Source organism: Nocardiopsis yanglingensis, from assembly GCF_045809185.1.
Taxonomy (GTDB): domain Bacteria; phylum Pseudomonadota; class Gammaproteobacteria; order Xanthomonadales; family Xanthomonadaceae; genus Stenotrophomonas; species Stenotrophomonas yanglingensis.
On sequence record NZ_JBJNRH010000001.1, the window covers coordinates 411672 to 428004 of the forward strand.

Below are 16333 nucleotides of genomic sequence, written 5' to 3' on the forward strand. Positions count from 1 at the left end.
GGGTGACCTCTCTCCACCGTGCTTGGGGCCGCCGGGGGGCCCGGTGCCCCCCCCCCCCCCCCCCCGGGGGGCCCCCCCCCCCCCCCGCCACTACCGGGCAAGGCTCAGCGCGCGCGCTGCCGCCACTGATCGCGCGACTGGCCCCAGATCTGCATCGGCTTGTCGTTGTACGGCGCTGGCAACTCCCCCATCCGCAGCAGCGTGCTGCCGAGCTTGCGCGCGACCGCCCGCGAGTTGTCGTTGTTCTCGGCGATGGTATGAATCACCTCGTCCCATCCGAGCGTGTCGAATGCCCAATCGATCGCGGCGACTGCGGCTTCCGGCGCATAGCCCCGGCCCCAGCTGGCATGGCGGATGCCCCAGCCGACCTCGGTACCGGGCCAGTCCTGCGGTTGCCAGGGCCCCATCCGCCCGATCCAGTCACCGCTGGACTTCTCGATCACACTGAACATCGAGAAGCCGAACAGCTGCCAGGCGCCCGCCAGGCTGCAGAAGCCGCGCCAGGCCACCGACGGCGGCTGCACGCCACCGAGGGTGCGCATCGTTTCCTCGTCGGCGCAGAACGCGAGATACGGTTCGTAGTCCTCGCGCAACAGCGGGCGCAGGATCAGGCGCTCGGTTTCGATGCGCAGGTCGAAGATGCTCATGCCGGCTCCATGTCGAAGGAAGCGTCCATGATGGTGGATTAGAGCCCCGCGCGGATGAATTTCGCGGGCTGCAACGAAACGGGCCGGCATAAGCCGGCCCGTCAGGTACTGCATGCTGCGTCTGGATTACTGGCGCGTGCCAGCCGCCGTGGCACCGGCAGCAGCGGTCTGCGTGACCAGCTGGCCGTCGACCACCGGCAGGCGATCGCTGGCCGGCTTGTTGTCCATGCGCACGGTCTTCTCGGCGCCATCGTAGCGGTAGGTCACGTTGTAACCCTTGACCACATCGGTATTGCCCATGGCGATGCGGTTACCCGGCTTGCTGGCCATGCGCATGGTGCCGGTGGTGCCGTCCTCGTTGCGGTAGGTCACGTTGTAGCCGGTGACGCGGCTCGACTCGGAGGTCGCGGTCTCGGTGTGGCACTGGCGCTCGGTGCGGTTGACCACGCGGCCCCCCACATGGCGCTTGTCGATCTGGTTGCCGATGAAGCCACCGGCCACCGCGCCGGCTGCAGTCGCGGCCTTCTTGCCATTGCCGCCGCCGACCTGGTTGCCCAGCAGGCCACCCACCACAGCACCGACCACGGTGCCGCCGACATTGCCGTCACGCTCCGGCAGGCGCTCCTGCACCGTCACGTCCTGGCAGACCTCATGCGGGGTCTGGGTGGTGGAGGTCTCACGCACCGCATCGGTGCCAATCACGGTGGCATATGCCTTCTGCTTCTCGGTGATCGGGTCGACCTTCAGCACGTCGGCATATTCCAGGCCGCGCGGTGCGGTCGGATCCAGCGTGTCACCACGTGCGCCATCGTCGGCGGCGTTGCCGTCGACCAGGCGCGATTCACCATTGGGGGTTCCGGCGCTGATGGAATCGGGCGATTTGTCGCCACTCTTCATGAAGGCGGCGGTGGCGATGCCACCGACCAGCAGCGCGCCCGCTGCGACCAGGACAGTTGTAGTTGTGCTTTTCATGACCTGCTCCTTGCGGACCATCCGCAACGTTCTCGGGCCAGATTGCAGCATGCGCTGCCTGAACGGAATCTCCACATTTCCTGCTCATTGCTGTAACCCATTCAGCATCGGGAAATGCTGGGCCCGTGGTAGCGTTTGCATATTCCCCACGAGGATTCCCGCCATGGCCAACCCGATGCTGCTGCCGGTACTGCAATGGGCGCGCCGGCTGCGCTACCCCACGCTGTTCAAGCTCACCGCCGGCCTGTTCGCGCTGACCCTGTTCATCCCGGACCCGATTCCGTTCGTCGATGAGCTGGTGCTGGGCTTCGGCACCCTGCTGCTGGCCAACTGGAAGCGCCGTAACGCCGCGACGCCGCCGCCGCCGTTGGAACAGCGTTGAGCGTGCTGGTCGACAGCCATTGCCACCTCGATGCCGGCGAGTTCGACAATGACCGCGCCGCCGTGATCGCACGCGCGCAGGCCGCTGGCGTGCGCCTGCAGGTGGTGCCGGCGGTGACCGCGGCCAGCTGGCCGAAGCTGCGTGAGGTCTGCCAGCAGGCGCCGGGACTGTACCCGGCCTACGGCCTGCACCCGATGTTCCTGGCCGAGCACCAGCCCGGCCACCTGCCGCTGCTGCGCGAGTGGATCGAGCGCGAACGCCCCTGCGCGATCGGCGAATGCGGCCTGGACTTCTTTGTCGAAGGCCTGGATGCAGAGACACAGCAGGCGTACTTCATCGGTCAGCTGGAACTGGCCCATGAGTTCGAACTGCCGGTGATCGTGCATGCACGGCGTGCGGTGGATGCGGTGATCGCCGCGATCCGTCGCGTCGGCGGCCTGCGCGGCGTGGTGCACAGCTTTTCCGGCAGTCCGGAACAGGCAGCGCAACTGCACAGGCAGGGCTTCCTGCTCGGGCTCGGCGGCCCGTTGACCTACGAACGCGCGCAGCGCCTGCAGCGGCTGGTGCGCGAAATGCCGCTGGAACAACTGCTGCTGGAGACGGACGCGCCCGACCAGCCTGACGCCGGCATCCGCGGCCAGCGCAACGAACCGGCACGGCTGGCGGTCATCGCCCGCCACGTGGCCGCGCTGCGTGGGATGGAGCTGGATGCCGTGGCCCAGGCTACGACGGAGAATGCGCGGCGGCTGTTCGCGCTGCCGGCAATGTAGCGGTAGGTGCCGGCCGCTGGCCGGCATCTGCGCTGATTCAAGCATTCCGGAGTTGCCGGCCAACGACCGGCACTACCGTCACGCGTCGGCGTGATCCTCGACCACTTCGGCCTTCACCTTCTTCGGCTCCAGCAGCATCTCCAGCGCCTTGCCAACCGCCGCGAAGGCGAACGCGCCGGTGATGTGGGTTGCAGCGCCCAGGCCGGCGCCACAGTCCAGCTTCAACGCCGCATCAGCGCCCAGGTTCGGACGGATGCCGCAGACGCTGCCATCGGCCTGCGGGTACTTCACATTCTCCAGCGAATACACCGCCGGCACGCCGAAATAGCGCTTGGCGTTCTTCGGGAAGTTGAACTCGCTGCGCAGCTTCTTGCGGATCAGCGCCAGCATGGCGTCGTGCTCGGTGCGCGAGACATCGCGGATGCGCACCAGGGTCGGGTCGGTACGGCCACCGGCAGCGCCAACGGTCAGCAACGGCAGCTTGCGGCGGCGGCACCAGGCGATCGTCTCCACCTTGACCCGGAAGCTGTCGCAGGCATCGATCACCAGATCGAAGCCACGCTCCAGCAGTTCGGCCATGTTGGACACGGTCAGGAACGCCTGCACGGCATCGACCTCGATATCCGGATTGATCGCACGGCAACGCTCGGCCATCGCCTCGGCCTTGTTGCGGCCGTAGTTGCCTTCCATCGCCGGCAGCTGCCGGTTGGTGTTGGACACGCAGATGTCATCGGCATCGATCAGGGTCAGGTGGCCGACCGCCGAGCGCGCCAGCGCCTCCACCACCCACGAGCCGACGCCGCCCATGCCCACCACCGCCACGCGGCTGCCCTGCAGGCGCTCGAGCGCACCCACGCCATACAGCCGTTCGATGCCGGCGAAGCGTTGTTTGACCTGTTCGTTCATCCGGCTATTTTAACGTGCAGGCGCCGGCGCCTACAGCGCACCGGCATCGAACCCACCGTTGCACGCCCGGAGAGCCCGCCATGAACGCCAGCCCGCCCCGCCGCCCGTCCACCGCCTACCGCTACCTGTTCGTGCTGTGCCTGGGCCTGCTGATCGGCCTGATCGCCACGGTCATGGTGGGCCGCGCCCTGCAGGCGCGCCGTGACCCGTTCCCGGACAGCCTGATGCAGGTGATGCAGCGGCAGTCACAGCTGCTGCAGCAGGCCCAGCAGCAGAACCGCTGCAGCCTGGCCGACAGCGTGCCGCGCCTGCAGGCCATACGCCTGCTGTCCAATGACCTGGATCTGGCCTTTCCCGGGCTGAAGGACAACGCGCAGTTCCAGCAGCACGCCAGCCAGCTGCGCGGCAACCTCAACGCCGCCCTGGCGGCTCCGCCCAGCGACTGCAAGGCGCTGGCGCAGGTGGTGGAAACGGTGCAGGCCGACTGCCGCGCCTGCCACCAGGACTTCCGCTGAGCCGCATTCATCCTGCAGCCGGGCAAGGCACGCACGGTTGGCGCGTCGTTCACGTTCGAAAGGAGAGGATTCGTCCACCCTGCTGCATGACGCAGTACCACCCCAGACACCCGCCTTCACGGCCAGGAGACGCCCCATGAAGATCCAGCTCATTGCCGCCAGCGCCATCGCTACCCTCGCCCTGGCAGGCTGTGCCACCTCGCCCGGCTACGGCGGTGGTGGTTACAACAACGGCTACAACAATGGCGGCTACGGCAACAATGGTGGCTACAACCAGGGCCGCTGCGCCGACTGCGGCATCGTCACCCGCATCAACACCGTGCAGTCCGGCCGTACCGCCCCCAGCGCTACCGGCGCCATCCTCGGCGGCATCGTCGGCGCCGTAGCCGGCCATGAGATCTCCGACCACACCGGTGGCAGCCGCGGCAACAAGAACATCGCCGCTGCTGCAGGCGCGGTTGGTGGCGCACTGGCCGGCAACCAGATCCAGAAGAACGTGACCAGCGATACCTACGACATCAGCGTGCGCATGGACGATGGCCGCACCATCGTGGTCAACCAGCGTGACCTCGGCGGCATCCGCGAGAACACCTACGTGCGCGTGGTCAACGGCAAGGTCATCCTGCGCTGATCCGCACCGGGCCATGCGCAAAGAAAAAGGCCCGCTTGCGCGGGCCTTTTTCATGCCGACAGGCGGCGGGTATTACACCGGCTGCACCTTGTCAGCCTGCAGACCCTTCTGGCCCTGCACGACTTCGAAGCTCACAGTCTGGCCTTCCTTGAGGCTCTTGAAGCCCTGGGTCTCGATGGCGCGGAAGTGCACGAACACGTCCTCGCCATTCTGCCGGCTGATGAAGCCGAAGCCCTTCGCATCATTGAACCACTTTACGGTACCGGTCTCGCGATCAGCCATCTCACTAACTCCCTTTGACTCTCTCTTGTTGTTGGAAACGCCTGGTGGGCGGCTGACAAGCAAGGGGGAAGCGAGGTGCATCGATGCAGCGGATCGGGAAGATCTTGCTTCATCAGGCCACGATCCACGGTGACCTTGCCAAGCTCAGCGACTGCAACTTAACCCGCCCAAAACGAAAAATCAACTGGCAAAATCTTTCACTGTCAACCCCAAAACGGCCACCATACGGGACAGCATGGGACTCTCATTCATCTTATATCTGCTAGCGGTCATTTTTGTCCTGGTCGGCATCGCCGGGATCATCCTGCCGGCCCTCCCCGGCATCCCGCTGGTGTTCATCGGACTGCTGCTGGCGGCGTGGGCCGACGGCTTCGTCCATGTGGGCTGGCCAACCCTGGTCGCACTGGGTGTACTGACCGTGCTCTCGCTACTGGCGGACGTGCTGGCCACAGTGGTGGGTGCGCAGCGGGTCGGTGCCAGCCGGAAGGCGCTATGGGGTACGTTCGTCGGCAGCATCGTCGGCCTGTTCTTCATGCCGATCGGCCTGTTCGCTGGCCCGTTGATCGGCGCCCTGCTCGGAGAGTACTGGCACACCCGCGAGCTGGGCCGCTCGACCAAGGTCGGCCTGGCCACCTGGCTCGGCATCCTGCTCGGCCTGGCGCTGAAGCTGGCGGTGGTGATCGCGATGCTGGGGCTGTTCGCCTTCGCCTGGTTCCTGTGACCGGCGCAGCCTTCACGCCACACGCACGCAGTGGCCGTGCATAAACCGTGGGGCTGGCCGCGATGCGGTGCAGCCGCCACACTGTGCGATCCCCATATTCACCGAAGGGCCTGCTGGAATGACCCTCCCCTCGCTGCTTCCCCGCCTTGCGCCGCTGGCGCTGGCCCTGGCCAGTGCTCCGCTGGCCGCGCAGGAGTTCGTGCCCAGCACCGACACCTCGCCGGCCGCTTGCGCGGCCATCACCACCGACGCGGCGCGCCTGGCCTGCTATGACCGCCTGTTCGCGCACACCCCGCAGGCCACGGCCGCTGCCGACGCCGCTGCCGAGGCGGCCGCGCAGGCCCGTCGCGAAGAGCGCCAGACCGCACGCGTGAGCCAGGGCGAAGAGAAACTGCGCGAACGGGTCAGCGACCTGTTCCGTCCGGCAACACCGGACAGCGCACTGGCCAACGCCGGCCGTGGTTCGCTGCTGGACAGCCGCTGGGAACTGGCCGAGGACTCCAAGCTGGGCCCGTTCCAGCTGCGTGCCTACAAGCCGGTGTACCTGCTGCCGGCGTTCTGGACCAGCGACCGCAACACCACCCCGCATTCGCCGAACCCGGCCAACACGGTCACCACGCCGCAGGTGCTGGACAGTGCCGAATTGAAGTTCCAGATCAGCTTCAAGACCAAGATCGCCGAGAACCTGTTCGGCGACAACGGCGACATCTGGGCCGGCTACACCCAGAGCTCGCGCTGGCAGGCCTACAACGGCGAGGATTCGCGCCCGTTCCGCGAAACCAATTACGAGCCGGAAGTGATGATGGTGTTCCGCAACGGCTACTCGATCGGTGGCTGGCGCGGGCGCATGACCGGCATCGCGCTGAACCATCAGTCCAATGGCCGCGCTGATCCACTGTCGCGCAGCTGGAACCGGGTGATGCTCAACATCGGCCTGGACCGTGAGAACTGGGCGCTGGTACTGCGCCCGTGGTACCGCATCCCGGAAACCCGCAGCGACGACAACAATCCGGATATCGAGGACTACATGGGCCGCGGTGACGCGACCCTGACCTGGAACCGCAACGGCCACGAAGTCTCACTGATGGCGCGCCATTCGCTGCGCACCGGCAGCCGTTCGCACGGCGCCCTGCAACTGGACTACGGCTTCCCGATCAGCAATCTGCTGCGCGGCCATGTGCAGATTTTCGATGGCTATGGCGAGAGCCTGATCGACTACAACCACAAGGCCACCTACGTGGGCGTGGGCGTGTCTCTGCTGGAGTGGTTCTGATGGACGTGACGATCTGGCACAACCCGGCCTGCAGCAATTCGCGCGGCGCACTGAAGCTGATCCGCGATGCGGGCTTCGAGCCGGAGGTGATCGAGTACCTGGGCAACCCACCGGACGTGGCTACGCTGCGCCAGGTACTGGCCGAATCCGGGCTGGACGCGCAGGCGCTGGTGCGCAGCAAGGAAGCGCAGTTCACCGAACTGGGCCTGGAAGATGCGGACGAGGCCACGCTGCTGGCCGCGATGTCCGAACACCCTCGCCTGATCAACCGCCCCGTGGTGCGCACGCCCAAGGGCACACGGCTGTGCCGCCCGCCGGAAACGGTGCTGGAGATCCTCTAAGCCCGCCCTACTTTTGGTAGAGCCGAGCCATGCTCGGCTGCGGTTCGCGTGCTACCCATGAATGCAGCCGAGCATGGCTCGGCTCTACAGAACGGGTTACCGCCAGTCAGTGATGCCCTCGCGGCGGTACACCTCGGCGAACGCCGGGCGCGCCTTCATCGACGTGGCATGCGCCTTGAGCACCGGCCAGGTGTCGCTCGGCCTGGGCATGTTGCGCGACCAGCGCATCAGCATCACCAGCATGTAGTCGACCACGCAGGGCGTGGCGCCCAGCAGATACGGTCCGTGTGCCTGCAGGTGGGTGGCCACGTGCTGCCAGGCCGCTTCAAGGCGCTGACGGGCCATCTCGCGGCTCGCTTCGATGTTCGCCTCCCCCGCCATTTCGTGCGGATAGAACCAGGCACGATAGGCCGGCTGAAGCGTATTGGCACACCAGAACATCCAGCGGTACGCATCGGCACGCTGCGGCGTACCCAGCGCGGGCAGCAGGTTGGCGTCTGGATGGCGGTCAGCCAGATACAGTGCGATCGCCGCCGCTTCGGTCAGTACCAAGCCATCGATCAGCAGCGTCGGCACCACACCGGCCGGATTCAGCGCCAGGTACTCCGCGGACTTGTGCTCGCGCGCGTCGAAATCCAGCAGCACCAGCTCGTGTTCGATGCCCAGCTCGATCAGCAGCCAGTGCACCACCAGCGCGGCGGTACTGGTTGAACCATACAGCGTGGTGCTCATGCGCGGGTCCTGTGTGGATGGATCGGCCGATTATGCGCCCACACGGGCTGTCGCTGCTCAGCCGCAACTGCTCATGCAGGTATCGCGGCTTTCGCCACAGGACATGATCGGCGTGCGTATCGCGCAGTCGTGCGTTTTCAGTTCACAGGAACGGCGCAGTTCGGGGTTGGCAACGTCCTTGCAGCGCTTGTCCGGCGCCGGCACCACCTGCTGTTCGCAGCTGAAGTCGTTGCTGCCGATACTGCCCCGCGCCATGCAGCTGCGATAGCTGGCCTGGCACTGCATGCGGCACTGCGAGGAGGCGGAGAAATCCGCACCTTCGTAGGATGAGGTTGTGCTGCAGCCGGCCAGGACCAGCAGGAACACAGCCGCGACGGATTGATGCAGGCGCATAGGCACCATCCAGTGCAGGGGTGTGCGGACCCTAGCAGACTACGGTTGCTCGCGCAGGCAGCGACGCGCGCCCGCGATCAGTACACGGGAATACCGGTGTCGGTGCGGACTTCATTCACGGTGCCGCCGCAGGAGAGCAGACACTGGGCGTACGGAGCACTGCATGAAGGAAGCGCCGGGGGGCCGCAGTAGTTGCCTGCACCGTTGCCCCCTTCGCAGTTGTGCCGCTGTTTGTCGTCGGCGATACCACTGCAACGGCTGATGATCCGGCTCTTCTCGCTTTCGCAGCTGCGCTGATCCGATTCGGCACGGGCGCGGTTGTGGAAGTCGCACGTCGCCTTCTGGCTCTCGCAGACTGACGCGCAGATCTTCCCCGCTTCGTGGGTGGGTGGCTCGACGAAATAACGTGGCACGCAGGCGCTGCACGCCAGCGTAGCGAAAAGCAACACGAAAACACGCGACCACTGCAGCACGATGGACTCCCTTCCAGTACGCCGGCCAGTACGTTAGCAGAGCAGGCCGCGTGCGGGCAGGCTGCATACAACAACGGCGCCACACGGGCGCCGTTGTCTGAACCGAAACGTGCGGAATTACTCCACCACCACCGGAATCTTGCCAATGCGGGCCTGCCACTCACGCGGACCAGTCTTGTGCACCGATTCACCGGTGGAGTCGACGGCCACGGTCACCGGCATGTCCTGCACGGTGAACTCGTAGATCGCTTCCATGCCCAGGTCAGCGAAGCCGACGACCTTGGCCGCCTTGATGGCCTTGGACACCAGGTAGGCCGAACCGCCGACCGCCATCAGGTAGGCCGACTTGTTGTCACGGATCGCTTCGATCGCCGCCGGGCCGCGCTCGGCCTTGCCGACCATGCCCAGCAGGCCGGTCTGCTCCAGCACCTGGCGGGTGAACTTGTCCATGCGGGTCGCCGTGGTTGGACCGGCCGGGCCCACCACTTCGTCGCGCACCGGATCGACCGGGCCGACGTAGTAGATGAAGCGGCCCTTCAGATCGACCGGCAGTTCCTCACCCTTGTTGAGCATGTCGACCATGCGCTTGTGCGCAGCATCGCGCCCGGTCAGCAGCTTGCCGTTGAGCAGCAGGGTCTGGCCCGGCTTCCAGCTGGCCACATCTTCCGGCGTGATCGTATCCAGGTCCACGCGGGTGCCCTTGGACGAATCGTAGGTCAGCTTCGGCCAGTCTTCCAGCGACGGCGGGTCCAGCATCACCGGGCCGCTGCCATCCAGGGTGAAGTGCGCATGGCGGGTGGCCGCGCAGTTCGGGATCATCGCCACCGGCAGGTTGGCCGCGTGGGTCGGGTAGTCGTTGATCTTGATGTCGAGCACGGTGGTCAGGCCACCCAGGCCCTGCGCACCGATGCCCAGCGCATTGACCTTCTCGTACAGCTCCAGGCGCAGCTCTTCGATGCGGTTGGAGGCACCGCGAGCCTGCAGCTCGGTGATGTCGATCGGCTCCATCAGCGCTTCCTTGGCCAGCAGCATCGCCTTCTCGGCGGTGCCGCCGATGCCGATGCCAAGCATGCCCGGCGGGCACCAGCCGGCGCCCATGGTCGGCACGGTCTTCAGCACCCAGTCGACGATGGAATCGGACGGGTTGAGCATGGCGAACTTGGTCTTGGCTTCCGAACCACCACCCTTGGCGGCGACGATGACGTCGACGGTGTTGCCCGGCACCACCTTGACGTTGACCACGCCCGGGGTGTTGTCCTTGGTGTTGATGCGCTTGCCGGCCGGATCAGCCAGCACCGAAGCGCGCAGCTTGTTGTCCGGGTGCATGTAGGCGCGGCGAACGCCTTCATTGGCCATGTCTTCCACGCCCATGGTGGCGTCATCCCAACGCACGTCCATGCCGATTTCCAGGAACACGGTGACGATGCCGGTGTCCTGGCAGATCGGACGGTGGCCTTCGGCGCACATGCGCGAATTGATCAGGATCTGCGCCATCGCTTCCTTCGCGGCCGGCGACTCCTCGCGCTCGTAGGCGGCGGCAAGGTTCTTGATGTAGTCGACCGGGTGGTAGTACGAGATGTACTGCAGCGCGTCGGCGATGGACTGGATGAGGTCTTCCTGCTTGATCGATGTCACGTCTTGCTCGCTTGCTCGAGGCTGGCGGGGGTAATCCGCCCATTTTACCCCCTCCCCCGGCCGCGGGGTGGTAGTGCCGGCCGCTGGCCGGCAAGATCAGACCCCGAACCCTCTGTCACGCGACGCCCCGCTGGCGCGTCCTTGCCCACATGAACGCCGAAACCGCTTTCCAGACCCACCGCCCGCGCCTGATGGCCCTGGCCTACCGCCTGCTCGGCAGCCGCACCGACGCCGAAGACGTGGTCCAGGACGCCTGGCTGCGCTGGTCCGGTGCCGATCCGGCCAGCGTCCGCGATGCCGAGGCCTGGCTAGTCACCACCACCACCCGGCTTGGCCTGGACCGGCTGCGCGCGGCCAAGCGCGAGCGCGTGCACTACGTCGGCCCGTGGCTGGCCGAGCCGCTGGCGGTCACCCTGGAGCCCGACCCGGCGCCCGGCCCCGCCCAGCTGCATGCGCTGGCCGACGACGTCTCGGTCGCCTTCCTGACCCTGCTCGAACAGCTCGGCCCCGAGGAACGCGCTGCCTTCCTGCTGAAGGAGGCCTTCGACCACGACTACCGCGAGATCGCCGACCTGATCGGCCACAGCGAGGCCAACTGCCGCCAGCTGGTGCACCGTGCCCGGCAGCGCCTGCAGGCCGGACGGCCGCGCTTCAACGCCGACGCCAGCCAGCATCGGCAGCTGCTGGCGCGCTTCATGGACGCCTCGCAGCGCGGCGACAGCGAAGCGATCCAGGCCCTGCTGCACGCCAACGCGCTGCTGGTTTCCGACGGCGGTGGCGTGGTTACTGCGGCGGTGCGGCCCCTGCTGGGCGCCGAACGCATCGGACGTCTGTTCTGGGCCATCGCCCGCCGTGGCGCGGCGCATCCGGCGCAGTTGGGCTACGTCAACGGCGAGCCTGCGATCCTGCGCTTCCAAGGCGATCGCCTGCACTCGATCACCACCATCGAAGTGGTCGATGGCCGCATCGCCAACGTGTACAGCGTGTTGAATCCGGAAAAGTTGCCGGACGTTGTCACGCGCGGTGACGGTGCGGCGTCCTTGTAATGAAAGGCGGCCATCGTGGCCGCCGTGGAGCCGAAAATGTCCGACCACGCCTCTCCCCGCGTCCCTTACACCCGCCTGGCCGCCGAGGCCTTCAAGGGCCTGCTGGCCACCAGCCAGGCGGTGCATGACAGCTCGATTGATCCGACCCTGATGGAACTGGTGTTCCTGCGCGTGTCGCAGCTCAACGGCTGCGGCTACTGCATGGACATGCATGGCACCGCGCTGCGCAAGGGCGGCATCGAGCCGCGCAAGCTGGACACCCTGCCCGCCTGGCATGAAAGCCGTTTCTTCGATGCGCGCGAACGCGCGGCGCTGGGCTGGGCCGAGGCACTGACCCGCTTGACCGACGGTGCGCCCTCGCAGGCGGCGTTCGATGCACTGGCGCCGCACTTCGACGAGAAGGGCATCAGTGACCTGAGCATGGGCATTGCGGTGATCAATGCCTGGAACCGGCTGGGTGCGGGCCTGCTGCCGCCGCTGCCGTAGAGAGAGGCCAGCCGGGCAGGTCAGGTTCTGCAGCTGTTGGTAGGTGTCGACCTTGGTCGACACGGTAGATCCACGCCATGCGTGGATGTGGTGGGTCAGAGCCCTTTGCGTCGCAAAGGGCTCTGACCCCGGCGCTGCCACACGCCTGCACTGACCCCATCTGCACGCGTCAGGCGCGCACAATACGCGCATGCCTGCTACCCCCACCGCTGCCGCTGCCGCTGCCGCTGCGAAGAAACCCAGCCTGCGCCAGCGCTTCAAGGCGATGCGCAACCTGCCGCCGTTCCTGCGCATGGTCTGGCAGACCAGCCCCGCGCTCACCCTGGCCAGCCTGGGGCTGCGCCTGATCCGCGCCCTGCTGCCGGTGGCGATGCTGTACGTCGGCAAGCTGATCATCGACAGCGCCCTGCACCTGAGCCAGCACGATGCGGGCTTCCCGCCGCTGGGCGAGGCGCTGTCCAGCGGCGTGCTCAATCCGCTGCTGGGCCTGCTCGCGCTGGAATTCGGCCTGGCCATCGCCTCGGATCTGCTCGGCCGGCTGGTCAGCTACGCCGATGCCCTGCTCTCGGAACTGTTCGCCAACGTCACCAGCATCCGGCTGATGGAACACGCCGCAACGCTGGATCTGGAGGACTTCGAAGACCCGGACCTGCAGGACAAGCTGGACCGTGCGCGACGCCAGACCATGGGCCGGATGAACCTGATGAGCCAGCTGTTCGGCCAGGTGCAGGACGCGATCACCGTGGCCAGCCTCGCCGTCGGCCTGCTGGTCTACGCGCCGTGGCTGATCCTGCTGCTGGCGCTGGCACTGGTGCCGGCCTTCATCGGCGAATCGCACTTCAACGCGGCCGGCTACAGCCTCAACTTCCAGTGGACGCCCGAGCGCCGCCAGCTCGACTACCTGCGCCAGCTCGGTGCCAGCGTGGAAACGGCCAAGGAAGTGAAGATCTACAACCTGCACCGCTTCCTGGTGGAGCGCTACCGGCGCCTGTCGGTGGCGCTGTTCCAGGCCAACCGTGCCCTGGCCCGGCGCCGCGCGTTCTGGGGCACGCTGCTGGCCGCGCTGGGCACGCTGGGCTACTACACCGCCTACGCCTACATCGCCTGGCGCACGGTGCGCGGCGACTTCTCGATCGGCGACCTGACCTTCCTCGCCGGCAGCTTCCTGCGCCTGCGCCAACTGCTGGAAGGCCTGCTGATCGGGTTCTCGCAGGTGGCCAGCCAGGCGCTGTACCTGGATGACCTGTTTTCGTTCTTCCAGATCGAGCCGGAAATCCACTCGCGCGAAGGTGCCGTGCGCGTGCCGCAGCCGATCCGCCAGGGCTTCGTGTTCGAGAACGTCGGCTTCCGCTATCCCGATGCCGAGCAATGGGCAGTGCGCCATCTGGATTTCCAGCTGCACGCCGGTGAAGTGCTGGCCCTGGTCGGCGAGAACGGTGCCGGCAAGACCACCCTGGTCAAGCTGCTGGCGCGGCTGTATGAGCCGGACGAGGGCCGCATCCTGCTCGATGGCCGAGACCTGCGCGACTACGACCTGGACGACCTGCGCGCCAATCTCGGGGTGATCTTCCAGGACTTCGTGCGCTACAACCTCAGCGCCGGCGAGAACATCGGCGTCGGCCAGGTCGAGGCGATGGACGACCAGGCACGCATTGCCGACGCCGCCCGCCGAGGCATGGCCGAGGAAGTGATCGACGACCTGCCCGGCGGTTACAACCAGCTGATCGGCCGCCGCTTCAAGCAGGGTGTGGACCTGTCCGGTGGTCAATGGCAGAAGATCGCCATCGCCCGTGCATGGATGCGCAATGCGCAGGTGATGATCCTGGATGAGCCAACGGCGGCTCTGGATGCGCGAAGTGAGTTCGAGGTGTTCCAGCGGTTCAGGGAACTGGCGGATAATCGCACCGCAGTGCTGATTTCCCACCGTTTTTCCTCGGTACGCATGGCTGATCGCATCCTGGTGCTGGCCGATGGCCGGATCGAGGCCAGCGGCACCCACGAGCAGCTGATGGCCGAGGGCGGTCGTTATGCCGAGCTGTTCGAGCTGCAGGCGGCCGGTTACCGCTGAGAACGCCTCTCGTTCCGCCTAATGAGAACCTGTCTCATTTGAGATAGAATCACCCCGACGACTTTCGATAGATACGCCCATGTCCTCCGCTTTTGGCGCCGAAACGGTGCTTGAGGTCCGTCACTGGACCGATGCCTACTTCAGCTTCACCCTCACCCGCGACAGCGGTTTCCGCTTCGAGAACGGCCAGTTCGTGATGATCGGCCTGGAAACCGAGGCGCGGCCGCTGCTCCGTGCGTATTCCATCGCCAGCGCCAACTGGGAAGAGCATCTGGAGTTCTTCAGCATCAAGGTGCAGGACGGCCCGCTGACCTCGCGTCTGCAGCACATCAAGCCAGGCGACAAGGTGCTGGTCGGCAAGAAGCCCACCGGCACCCTGCTGATCAGCGACCTGCACCCGGGCAAGAACCTGTACCTGCTGGGCACCGGCACCGGCATGGCGCCGTGGCTGTCGGTCATCAAGGACCCGGAAACCTACGAGCGCTTCGAGAAGGTGATCCTCTGCCACGGCGTGCGCTACGAAAAGGACCTGGCCTACCGCGATTACTTCGAGAAGGAACTGCGCGAGCATGAGTTCCTGGGCGAGATGATCGGCGACAAGCTGCTGTACTACCCGGCGGTGACCCGCGAGCCGTTCGCCAACCAGGGCCGCCTGACCCAGCTGATGGAAAGCGGCGAGATGCAGCGCACCCTCGGCCTGCCGGAGCTGAGCCCGGAAAACGACCGCGCGATGATCTGCGGCAGCCCGCAGATGCTGGCCGACCTGCGCACTGTGCTCGATGCCCGCGGCTTCCAGGTCTCGCCGCGCATCGGCCAGCCAGGCCACTACGTGTTCGAGCGCGCGTTCGTCGAAAAGTAAAGCGCGGGGCACCGACCCCGCCTCTGCACCCGACCTGTTGCATACCTTGCGCATTGCCGGCATGGTCCGCAACACACGGGCCGATGGCCCTCTTGGGAATACACGGATGATGGACACATGGATCCCGCATCGGATGCGGGCGTGGGCAATTGCCGGTCTTCTGCTGGCGGCGATTCCAGCGTGGGCTGCGCCGCCCGCCCGTGGCGACGTGCCGCCGCAGGCACTGGGCAACGACCGCAAAGGCAATGCGGTCAATCTGGCCGATCAGCGCGGCAAGGTCGTGATCGTCACCTTCTGGGCCTCCTGGTGCGGCCCCTGCCGCAAGGAACTGCCGATCCTGGCCCATCTGCAACAGGTGGTCGGCGAGGACGCGTTGAAGGTCTACGCGGTCAACTGGGGCGAACCCCGGCTGGAAGTCAGCCGTCTGATCCGTCAGCGTGACTGGCCGAAGCTGGAGTACCTGCATGATCCCGGCGGCGCGCTGGCCGAGCAATTCGGCATCGTCGCAGTACCCCACATGTTCATCGTCGGCCGCGACGGCACCCTCGCCCATGCCCACCGCGGCTACAGCGAAGCCAGCCTGCCGCGGATCATGCAACAGGTAATCGATGCACTGCCCGAAGAGGTGCGCAACCGCGAGGCAGGCGCAGCGGCGCTGGGGCACTGATTCCGTACGTCGCCTCCAGCGCGAACGAGGGGGTGTTACAGCAGTCCTTCGATCTCCCCGCGCAGCTGCTCCGGCTTGGTGGTGGGCGCATGGCGCGACACCACCCGCCCCTGGCGGTCAACCAGGAACTTGCTGAAATTCCACTTGATGCGGGCGCTACCCAGCAGGCCGCACTTCTCGCGTGACAGCCATGCCCACAACGGATCAGCCCCCTCGCCGTTGACCTCGATCTTCTCCGACAACGGAAAGCTGACCGGGTAGTCCAGCGAACAGAACTGGCGGATCTGCGCGGCGTCGCCGGGTTCCTGCGCACCGAACTGGTTGCACGGGAAGCCGATCACCACCAGGCCACGCTCGCGGTAGTCCTGCCACAGCTGCTCCAGCCCGGTGTACTGCGGGGTGAAGCCACAACGGCTGGCGACATTGACCAGCAGCAACGGGTGGCCCTGGTACTGGGCCAGGGTCTGCGGCTGGCCGTCGAGGTCGCGGAAGCTGAAATCGTAGGCAGTGGTCATGGCAGCGGGCCGTGGGCGG

21 protein-coding genes are annotated in these 16333 nt (G+C 66.4%); 12 read left to right on the forward strand and 9 right to left on the reverse strand.

The genetic code is table 11. The annotated features are described in order from the left end of the window. Positions 1-104 precede the first annotated feature (104 nt). Complete coding sequence (locus ACJ7C5_RS01900) at positions 105-647, reverse strand: GNAT family N-acetyltransferase (protein ID WP_097049296.1); 543 nt, start codon at positions 645-647, stop codon at positions 105-107. Positions 648-773: 126 nt separating this feature from the next. Beyond that, the gene (locus ACJ7C5_RS01905; RefSeq protein ID WP_412702919.1) at positions 774-1619 is read right to left on the reverse strand and encodes a glycine zipper 2TM domain-containing protein; all 846 of its coding nucleotides are present in this window, start codon (positions 1617-1619) and stop codon (positions 774-776) included. A 163-nt stretch (positions 1620-1782) separates the two neighbouring features. Between ACJ7C5_RS01905 and ACJ7C5_RS01910 the strand changes: the two genes are divergently transcribed. Together ACJ7C5_RS01910 and ACJ7C5_RS01915 are read left to right on the forward strand one after the other, a co-directional pair. Continuing rightward, positions 1783-2001: a DUF6116 family protein gene (locus ACJ7C5_RS01910; protein WP_088026530.1), complete on the forward strand. Its 219-nt coding sequence runs from the start codon at positions 1783-1785 to the stop codon at positions 1999-2001. 2 nt (positions 2002-2003) lie between these two features. Then, positions 2004-2771, forward strand: coding sequence for a TatD family hydrolase (locus ACJ7C5_RS01915; RefSeq protein WP_412703033.1), 768 nt, complete (start codon positions 2004-2006; stop codon positions 2769-2771). A gap of 78 nt (positions 2772-2849) precedes the next feature. Here ACJ7C5_RS01915 and ACJ7C5_RS01920 read toward each other — a convergent pair whose 3' ends face one another. Further along, entirely contained in the window at positions 2850-3677 is an 828-nt protein-coding gene (locus tag ACJ7C5_RS01920) for a tRNA threonylcarbamoyladenosine dehydratase (RefSeq protein WP_094001006.1), read from the reverse strand. Between the two features lie 80 nt (positions 3678-3757). On the opposite strand from ACJ7C5_RS01920, the gene ACJ7C5_RS01925 reads away from it, so the two are divergent. Next, entirely contained in the window at positions 3758-4192 is a 435-nt protein-coding gene (locus ACJ7C5_RS01925; RefSeq protein WP_097049298.1) for a cytochrome c, read from the forward strand. A 136-nt stretch (positions 4193-4328) separates the two neighbouring features. Then, positions 4329-4823 (forward strand): glycine zipper 2TM domain-containing protein, encoded by a 495-nt coding sequence (locus ACJ7C5_RS01930; RefSeq protein ID WP_010486804.1) that lies wholly within the window; start codon positions 4329-4331, stop codon positions 4821-4823. Between the two features lie 72 nt (positions 4824-4895). Here the strand turns inward: ACJ7C5_RS01930 and ACJ7C5_RS01935 are convergent, their stop codons facing one another. Next, a complete protein-coding gene (locus ACJ7C5_RS01935; RefSeq protein WP_010486802.1) occupies positions 4896-5105 on the reverse strand; it encodes a cold-shock protein in 210 nt (69 codons plus the stop codon). Between the two features lie 235 nt (positions 5106-5340). On the opposite strand from ACJ7C5_RS01935, the gene ACJ7C5_RS01940 reads away from it, so the two are divergent. The 3 genes from ACJ7C5_RS01940 (at position 5341) to arsC (ending at position 7440) form a co-directional block, all read left to right on the forward strand. Next, complete coding sequence (locus ACJ7C5_RS01940; protein WP_088026533.1) at positions 5341-5826, forward strand: DUF456 domain-containing protein; 486 nt, start codon at positions 5341-5343, stop codon at positions 5824-5826. Between the two features lie 118 nt (positions 5827-5944). Then, positions 5945-7099, forward strand: coding sequence for a phospholipase A (locus ACJ7C5_RS01945; protein WP_094001008.1), 1155 nt, complete (start codon positions 5945-5947; stop codon positions 7097-7099). Then, positions 7099-7440: an arsenate reductase (glutaredoxin) gene (gene arsC / locus ACJ7C5_RS01950; RefSeq protein ID WP_125431678.1), complete on the forward strand. Its 342-nt coding sequence runs from the start codon at positions 7099-7101 to the stop codon at positions 7438-7440. The genes ACJ7C5_RS01945 and arsC overlap by 1 nt, the downstream gene beginning before the upstream one ends. 96 nt (positions 7441-7536) lie before the next feature. Here the strand turns inward: arsC and ACJ7C5_RS01955 are convergent, their stop codons facing one another. From ACJ7C5_RS01955 to ACJ7C5_RS01970, 4 genes are all read right to left on the reverse strand, one after another. Further along, positions 7537-8172, reverse strand: a complete 636-nt coding sequence (locus ACJ7C5_RS01955; protein ID WP_097049300.1) for a glutathione S-transferase family protein — start codon at positions 8170-8172, stop codon at positions 7537-7539. A gap of 57 nt (positions 8173-8229) precedes the next feature. Then, positions 8230-8565 carry a hypothetical protein gene (locus ACJ7C5_RS01960; RefSeq protein WP_097049301.1) on the reverse strand — a complete coding sequence of 112 codons (336 nt, stop codon included), beginning with the start codon at positions 8563-8565 and terminating at the stop codon, positions 8230-8232. A 77-nt stretch (positions 8566-8642) separates the two neighbouring features. Next, positions 8643-9038, reverse strand: coding sequence for a hypothetical protein (locus tag ACJ7C5_RS01965; RefSeq protein ID WP_088026538.1), 396 nt, complete (start codon positions 9036-9038; stop codon positions 8643-8645). Between the two features lie 117 nt (positions 9039-9155). Continuing rightward, positions 9156-10673: a fumarate hydratase gene (locus ACJ7C5_RS01970; protein ID WP_006377486.1), complete on the reverse strand. Its 1518-nt coding sequence runs from the start codon at positions 10671-10673 to the stop codon at positions 9156-9158. A 149-nt stretch (positions 10674-10822) separates the two neighbouring features. On the opposite strand from ACJ7C5_RS01970, the gene ACJ7C5_RS01975 reads away from it, so the two are divergent. The 5 genes from ACJ7C5_RS01975 (at position 10823) to ACJ7C5_RS01995 (ending at position 15799) form a co-directional block, all read left to right on the forward strand. Continuing rightward, positions 10823-11719 carry an RNA polymerase sigma-70 factor gene (locus tag ACJ7C5_RS01975; RefSeq protein WP_412702920.1) on the forward strand — a complete coding sequence of 299 codons (897 nt, stop codon included), beginning with the start codon at positions 10823-10825 and terminating at the stop codon, positions 11717-11719. A gap of 36 nt (positions 11720-11755) precedes the next feature. Further along, a complete protein-coding gene (locus tag ACJ7C5_RS01980) occupies positions 11756-12205 on the forward strand; it encodes a carboxymuconolactone decarboxylase family protein (protein WP_049398766.1) in 450 nt (149 codons plus the stop codon). Between the two features lie 190 nt (positions 12206-12395). Further along, a complete protein-coding gene (locus tag ACJ7C5_RS01985; protein WP_412702921.1) occupies positions 12396-14273 on the forward strand; it encodes an ABC transporter ATP-binding protein in 1878 nt (625 codons plus the stop codon). 79 nt (positions 14274-14352) lie between these two features. Beyond that, positions 14353-15132 carry a ferredoxin--NADP reductase gene (locus ACJ7C5_RS01990; RefSeq protein ID WP_049434844.1) on the forward strand — a complete coding sequence of 260 codons (780 nt, stop codon included), beginning with the start codon at positions 14353-14355 and terminating at the stop codon, positions 15130-15132. Between the two features lie 133 nt (positions 15133-15265). After that, on the forward strand, positions 15266-15799 hold the full coding sequence (locus tag ACJ7C5_RS01995) for a TlpA disulfide reductase family protein (protein WP_093999933.1): 534 nt from the start codon (positions 15266-15268) through the stop codon (positions 15797-15799). A 35-nt stretch (positions 15800-15834) separates the two neighbouring features. Here ACJ7C5_RS01995 and ACJ7C5_RS02000 read toward each other — a convergent pair whose 3' ends face one another. Then, on the reverse strand, positions 15835-16314 hold the full coding sequence (locus tag ACJ7C5_RS02000; protein ID WP_088026543.1) for a glutathione peroxidase: 480 nt from the start codon (positions 16312-16314) through the stop codon (positions 15835-15837). Positions 16315-16333 lie beyond the last annotated feature (19 nt).